The 6,947-nt window shown below is 70.2% G+C and carries 5 protein-coding genes and 2 pseudogenes; 1 reads left to right on the forward strand and 6 read right to left on the reverse strand.

Translation table 11 applies throughout. From position 1 onward, the window contains the following. Positions 1–10: 10 nt before the first annotated feature. On the reverse strand, positions 11–847 hold the full coding sequence (gene rpsB / locus W7U_RS13630) for a 30S ribosomal protein S2 (RefSeq protein WP_008258810.1): 837 nt from the start codon (positions 845–847) through the stop codon (positions 11–13). A 330-nt stretch (positions 848–1,177) separates the two neighbouring features. Between rpsB and W7U_RS13635 the strand changes: the two are divergent. Beyond that, positions 1,178–1,630: pseudogene (locus W7U_RS13635) on the forward strand (M23 family metallopeptidase); the annotation flags it as partial. 243 nt (positions 1,631–1,873) lie between these two features. Here W7U_RS13635 and W7U_RS13640 read toward each other — a convergent pair. The 5 genes and pseudogenes from W7U_RS13640 to W7U_RS26480 all read right to left on the reverse strand — a co-directional run. Beyond that, the gene (locus W7U_RS13640) at positions 1,874–2,770 is read right to left on the reverse strand and encodes a tyrosine recombinase XerC (RefSeq protein WP_008258813.1); all 897 of its coding nucleotides are present in this window, start codon (positions 2,768–2,770) and stop codon (positions 1,874–1,876) included. A 32-nt stretch (positions 2,771–2,802) separates the two neighbouring features. Further along, positions 2,803–3,963 carry a lactate 2-monooxygenase gene (locus tag W7U_RS13645; protein ID WP_008258815.1) on the reverse strand — a complete coding sequence of 387 codons (1,161 nt, stop codon included), beginning with the start codon at positions 3,961–3,963 and terminating at the stop codon, positions 2,803–2,805. A 25-nt stretch (positions 3,964–3,988) separates the two neighbouring features. After that, positions 3,989–4,858 carry a siderophore-interacting protein gene (locus W7U_RS13650; protein ID WP_008258817.1) on the reverse strand — a complete coding sequence of 290 codons (870 nt, stop codon included), beginning with the start codon at positions 4,856–4,858 and terminating at the stop codon, positions 3,989–3,991. Between the two features lie 167 nt (positions 4,859–5,025). Beyond that, the gene (locus W7U_RS13655) at positions 5,026–5,751 is read right to left on the reverse strand and encodes a hypothetical protein (RefSeq protein ID WP_008258819.1); all 726 of its coding nucleotides are present in this window, start codon (positions 5,749–5,751) and stop codon (positions 5,026–5,028) included. Positions 5,752–5,999: 248 nt separating this feature from the next. Then, positions 6,000–6,947 (reverse strand): annotated as a pseudogene (locus W7U_RS26480) (hypothetical protein); the annotation flags it as partial.

The following is a 6,947-nucleotide window of genomic DNA, read 5'->3' on the forward strand; positions in this document are numbered from 1 at the left end:
TTCAGCCTTCCTAGGAGGATTCAGTGGTGGTTGGTTCGGGGGTGCCCGCAGCGGCGTCGGTGGGGGCGCTGGCAGCGGCGGAGGCGAGCAGCTCCTGCTCCCATTCGGGCAGCGGCTCGGCGGCCTCGGCCTCGGGCTTGCCGTCGCCGCGGCCGACCCCGGCGCGGGCCTGCAGGCCCTCGGCGACGGCGGAGGCGATGACCTTGGTCAGCAACGCGGCCGACCGGATCGCGTCGTCGTTGCCCGGGATCGGGTAGTCGACCTCGTCGGGGTCGCAGTTGGTGTCCAGGATCGCGATGACCGGGATGCCGAGCTTGCGGGCCTCGCCGACGGCGATGTGCTCCTTGTTGGTGTCGACGACCCAGATGGCCGACGGCACCTTGGCCATGTCGCGGATACCGCCGAGGCTGCGGTCCAGCTTGTTCTTCTCGCGGGTCAGCATCAAGATTTCCTTCTTGGTGCGGCCCTCGAAGCCACCGGTCTGCTCCATCGCCTCGAGCTCCTTGAGGCGCTGCAGCCGCTTGTGCACGGTGGAGAAGTTGGTCAGCATGCCGCCCAGCCAGCGCTGGTTGACGTAGGGCATGCCGACGCGGGTCGCCTCGGCGGCGACGGATTCCTGCGCCTGCTTCTTGGTGCCGACGAACAGGACGGTGCCGCCGTGGGCGACGGTCTCCTTGACGAACTCGTACGCCTGGTCGATGAAGGTCAGCGTCTGCTGCAGGTCGATGATGTAGATGCCGTTGCGGTCGGTGAAGATGAACCGCTTCATCTTGGGATTCCACCGGCGGGTCTGGTGCCCGAAGTGGGTGCCGCTGTCGAGCAGCTGCTTCATGGTTACGACGGCCATGGTTGTGCCTTACTTGTGTCGGTTGTCGCCTGGCATCGGGTGAAGCCGGGCCCTGGCGCCTGCTGCGATGCCGGACCCGTCCGGAAAACCCGGTCGGGACCGCCCGGCACGCGATTGCGTTCTCCTCGTGGAACCGGAGACGCGATGCGGACGCGCGAAGTCAGCCCGCGGACGAGCTGCGACCAGCAGTTTACACCGGTTCGGCGGGTGCTTTTGCCACGCTTCCCCAGGCGGCGTCGCCGTCCACAGTGCCGGTGCGGCCGGGTGGCGTCGCCGGGCGGGCCGCGCTGAACTGCCTGGATGCGGTGGATGGCGCTGACGTTGGGTGCGGCCCTGGTCAGCGCGGCGCCGGCGGCGGCCGACGACGATCGCCTGGACTGGCCGTTGCGCCCGCCGCCGGCCGTCACCCGGGCGTTCGATGCCCCCGTGCAGGATTGGCATCCCGGCCACCGCGGTGTGGACCTGGCCGGCGCCGCCGGTCAGCCGGTGTACGCGGCGGGCGCGGCCACCGTGGTCTTCGCCGGGCTGCTGGTGGGGCGGCCGGTGGTGTCGCTGGCGCATCCCGGGGGCTTGCGCACCAGCTACGAGCCGGTGCGGGCGGCCGTGCGGGCCGGGCAGTCGGTGGCGGCCGGGACCGTGATCGGGACGTTGATGGCCGGCCACCCGGGGTGCCGGGTCGCGGCGTGTTTGCACTGGGGCGCGATGTGGGGTCCGGCGTCGGGGGCCCACTATGTCGATCCGCTGGGCCTGCTGAGGTCGACGCCGATCCGGCTCAAGCCGCTGCGGCCGCCGGGCGACGCCGCGCAACATGGGTAACAGGCGCCACACGCGTCGCTGCGCGGGTGGACAGGCGCTGCGCCCACCTCCGAGCGACAATCTCGGGCGGGCCCATGACCTGCGAAAACGTGTTGTCGCTCGGAGGTGGGCACTCGCAGTGCGCCCTCCGCCAGCGCCTGGTGTGGCCGATGGGACTGGTGCGACGCGACGTGCGACGACGCCGGCCCGTCGCCCGGGCCGCGGCGGCGCTCAGGCGCGGGGGTGGGCTTGGTCGTGCACGGCGCGCAGCCGGGACACCGCGACGTGGGTGTAGAGCTGCGTGGTCGCCAGGCTGGAATGGCCGAGCAGCTCCTGGACGACGCGCAGGTCGGCGCCCCCTTCGAGGAGGTGTGTGGCCGCACTGTGCCGCAGGCCGTGCGGACCCATGTCCGGCGCGCCGTCCACCGCGGCGACGGTCTGGTGCACCACCGTGCGGGCCTGGCGGACGTCGATCCGGCGTCCCCGCGCGCCCAGCAGCAGCGCCGGGCCCGACGCGGCGTTCACCAGGGCGGGACGCCCGTCGGCCAGCCACGCGTCGAGCGCCTCGGCGGCCGGCGCCCCGAACGGCACGCTGCGCTGCTTGTTGCCCTTACCCAGGACGCGGACCAGCCGATGCCGGGTGTCCACGTCGTCGATGTCCAGGCCGCACAGCTCGCTGACGCGGATCCCGGTGGCATACAGCATCTCGACGATGAGCCGGTCCCGCAGGGCCATCGGCTCACCTTGCTGCGCACCGGATTTGGCGGCGGCCAGGGCGTCGAGGGCCTGGTCCTGGCGCAGCACCGCGGGCAGGGTGCGGTGCGCCTTGGGAACCTGAAGCCGCGCGGCCGGATCCGTGTCCAGCAGGCCACGCCGGACGGCCCAGGCGGTGAACGCCTTGACCGCCGAGGTGCGCCGGGCCAGTGTCGTGCGGGCGACGCCGGCCGCGGCCGCGGCGGACAACCACGAGCGCAGCAGCGGCAGGCTCAACCCGTCCAGGCCGACGCCGCGCTCCGCCGCGAAAGCGAGCAGCGAGCGCAGGTCGCCCAGGTAGGCGCGGCGGGTGTGCGCCGAACGCAGGCACTGCAAATCCAGGTATTCGTCGAACTCCTCGAGGATCGCCTGCACTCCCCCACGGTCGCAGGGCCGGCCGGGGCGCTCTAGCCGACGCGCCGCAGCGTGTCCGGGGTGAGATCTTTGAGCGTGGGATAGCCGTCGACGGCCATGATGAGGTCCGCCTCGGCGAGGATCGAGCGCAGCACGTGCACGATGCCGTCGTCGCCGCCGAGCGCCAGGCCGTAGGCGTAGGGCCGGCCGATACCCACGGCCGTCGCGCCCAGCGCGAGCGCCTTGACGACGTCGGCCCCGCTGCGCACGCCCGAATCGAACAGCACGGGCAGCCCGTCGGCCGCCTCGACCACGCCCGGCAGGCAGTCCAGCGCGGGCAGGCCGCCGTTGGCCTGGCGCCCACCGTGGGTGGAGCAGTAGATGCCGTCGACGCCGCCGTCCTTGGCCCGCCGGGCGTCGTCGGGATGGCAGATGCCCTTGATGATCAGCGGCAGCTCGGTCAGCGACCGCAGCCATTCGAGGTCGTCCCAGGTCAACGGGTTTCCGAAGGTCGTGATCCACTGCAGCACGGTGCCTTGCGGGTCCTCCTCGGGCGGGCGCGCCAAGCCGGCGCGGAAGATCGGATCGCTGGTGTAGTTGCTCAGGCAGAGCCCCCGCAACTGCGGGAAGTTGGCCGTGGACAGGTCGCGCGGGCGCCACCCGGGAATCCAGGTGTCGAGGGTGACGATGATGCCCTGGAAGCCGGCGGCTTCGGCCCGCCGCACGAGGCTGGCGGCCAGGTCACGATCCTTCGGCGTGTACAACTGGAAGAAGCCGGGGGTATCGCCGAACTGGGCGGCGACATCTTCCATCGGGTCGGCGGTCAGCGTCGAAACCACCATCGGCACACCGGTTTTCGCGGCCGCGCGCGCGGTGGCCAGGTCGCCGTGGCCGTCTTGGGCGCAGATGCCGATGACGCCGATCGGCGCCATGAACACCGGCGACGGCAAGGTCAGGCCGAACATCTGGACCGACAGGTCGCGGTCGGCGGCGCCGACGAACATGCGCGGGATCAGGCCCCAGCGATCGAACGCCTCCCGGTTGGCCCGCTGCGTGCGTTCGTCACCGGCGCCGCCGGCGACGTACGACCACACCGACGGCGACATCGCCCGCTCGGCGCGGGCCTCCAACTCCGCGAAGGCCATCGGCAGCGCGGGCGCGATTCCGCCCAGGCCCTTGAAGTAGATCTCGTTCTGGTAGTCCGCGAATGCCATGGAAAAGAGAATGCCAGTCGAGCCGTCAGGCGGACGAGTTCGCCGCCTCCGCCTCGGATTCTGACTGGGCGAGTTCTTTCTTCCACTGGCGGAACGTCTCCTCGGTGCGGCCGCGGCGCCAGTAACCCGAGATGGACGACGCCCATTTCGCGTCCACGCCCCGCTCCTTGCGGATGTAGGGCCGCAGGTTGTGCATGACCGCCTGCGCCTCGCCGTGGATGAACACGTGCACCTGCCCCGGCAGCCACGGGGCGCTGGTGACGGCCTCGATCAGCGGGGCGTGATCGCCGGCGCGGTCCTCGGGCACCAGGTCGGCGCGTCCGCCGCGATACACCCAGTGCACCTCGACGCCATCCGGTGCGGTCAGCGGGATCTCGTCCTCCGGCCCCGCCACCTCGATGAACGCCTTCCCGACCGCGCTGGGCGGCAACGCCTCCAGGGCCGCGGCGATGGCCGGCAGCGCCGATTCGTCGCCGGCCAGCAGGTGCCAGTCGGCGGCGGGGTCCGGCGTGTAGGCGCCGCCCGGGCCCATCAGGTAGATCGGCTGGCCGGGCTGGGCGGTGGCCGCCCACTGGCCGGCCGTCCCGTGCTCGCCGTGCACGACGATGTCCAGCGCGATCTGGCGGGCCTCGACGTCGACGTGCCGGACGGTGAGGGTGCGCACCGTGGGCCTCTTCTCCGGGGGCAGACCGGCGAAGCTGTCGAGGGTCAGCGGCTCGGGAAGACCGGCGACGTCCACGTCGTCGGCGACGAACGCCAGCTTGACGTAGGAGTCGGTGAACTTGCTGGGCACGAAGGCGTCAAAATTCTTGCCCCGCAGCACCACCCGCACCATGTGCGGGGTGAGCTGCTCGGTACCGACAACTTCGAAGCATTGCAGCGGTCGACCTGCCACGTGTCCTCCTGTCCAGCCCCTGACCCCCGTCGACTATACGAGTCGCGAGTCCTGAGAGCTTGGGCCGCAGCTTGGCCTGCGGCGACGCGACGGCGCCAGCGCCTATCGACGTGACTGCGAGCCGCCGAGTTGTGAACCCATCGAGACGTCGAACACCACGCCGCGCGTTATGAGCGCACCCGACCCGGCGAACGGGCGCCGTTGCAATACCCGAGTCGCGGGTACCGACGGGTGGTGACGGTGATCGTGCCTCCGGTGTTGGTGATGGTGACGCCCCCCGCGCCGACGGTGGCGGTGGCGGTGCGCAGGGCGGGGATGGTGACCTGGCCGACGTGTGGGCCGGTACCGGTAGTGGCGGAGCCGTTGATCAGTTCGATTTCGACCCGTGCACGGCGGTACTGGGTGAGGGTGAAGGCGCCGTAACTGCCAGCGAGTAGCCGCGTGTTGGAGGGGATGACGGCGCCGGCCGCGCGACACCGACCAAGGGTGGTGACAGTGCTGCCGTCGTTGACGGTAACGGGGACGTTCGCGACGCAGGCCCCAGCGCCTTCCACGCTGATGGAGCCGCGCTCAACGAGCATGGTGGTGCGTTCGCCGAGAGCGATGGTGCTGCCAACCGGGAGGGTGACGGTTTGGCCTTGCAGGATGCGGATGACGATTACGTGGTCCGCGGTCCGCACCGCGGTGTTGGTTGGCGTCTGGGCGACTGCGGACGCGGGATCAGCGGCTTTGCCGTCATGCGCGGTGGCGTCATCTCGGGCCCGAGTCTCGGCGCGGCGAACCCCGGCGTTGTCTGCGGTGCTCTTGCGGTGATCCGGTGAACGGGTCGCTGCAGAGATCGCACCCGGCCAGGTAAGCATTGCCATCAGCCCTTTGGAGTAGGTGCTCACCATTGGGTTTTCTACGGTGGGCCGAGGGGTGGCGTTACGACTGGCGACAGCCGACAGAGGCGAGGCCGTCTGGATCCGCGGGGCATCCGCGGACCAACTCGGCGGCACCGATAACGGCCCGCGCGCAATTGCCTTGCCCCGGCGCCCGGAGGCCTCGCTGGATCGCGACCGCGGCGCCTCCGGCGTCGTGGATTTCGAATCGCCTTCTCGTTGAACGCTTTCCATGATTTCTCCTGGCCCAACCGAACCCATCAATCAACCTCGCACGCGAGGAGGTCCCAGCAGCATTGACCTCCGTTTGCGTCTATATACCGGCAGCAGGATCCACCGTCCGATCCAGGCGCGCATAACATTGAATTGTCTTGTGGGGGTTGGATTCCGGAAAGCCCCGCCAGGCCGGCCAGGCCGGGGGAGGCAAGCCCGCCCGGAGGAATTCCGAACACCACATGGGACGGGACCGGCGGCACCGGCGTACCGGGGGCGATGGTGACGGGACCGATCACGCCGGTAGAGGTGTAACTGCCACCGGGGCCAATGGTGATGACCTCGCCGGGGCCGATAATGATGCTTCCGCCGTTGAGGATGGGGACGATGCCGCCGGGATCGACAGTGAAGGTGCTGCCGGACCCGACGGTGACGATACCGCTGTCGGCCAGGGTGCCGCCGACCGTGACCGTGCCACCGTCGGTCAGCGCGCCACCCACGCTGACCGTGAATGTGCCGCTGTCGGTGAGCGTGCCACCCACGCTGACTGTGAACGTACCGCCGTCGGTCAACGTACCGCCACCGATGACGGTCACGGTCCCGGAATCCGTCAGCGTGGCACCGGCATTGATGGTCAATGTGCCGCCGTCCGTCAGGACGCCGCCGGCGCTGACCGTCACAGTGCCACCATCGGTCAACGTCCCACCCGAACCCAACAGCCCTCCACCACCGACGGTGACGCTGCCGCCATCGGTCAACGTGCCCGCGGAACCGACCGTCAACGAACCCCCAGAACCAACCACCGAGCCACCATTGACCGACAGAGCACCACCATCCGCAACCGTCAAGGCACCGCCGTCAGTCAAGACCCCACCCGAACCCAGCACCGACCCACCATCAACCGACAAGACACCACCATCGGCCACCGTCACACTGCCGTCATCAACAAGACTGCCCGCAGGAACCAAAACCGACCCACCATTGACCGTGACAGT

Source organism: Mycobacterium sp. H4Y, assembly GCF_000364405.1.
Lineage (GTDB): Bacteria > Actinomycetota > Actinomycetes > Mycobacteriales > Mycobacteriaceae > Mycobacterium > Mycobacterium intracellulare.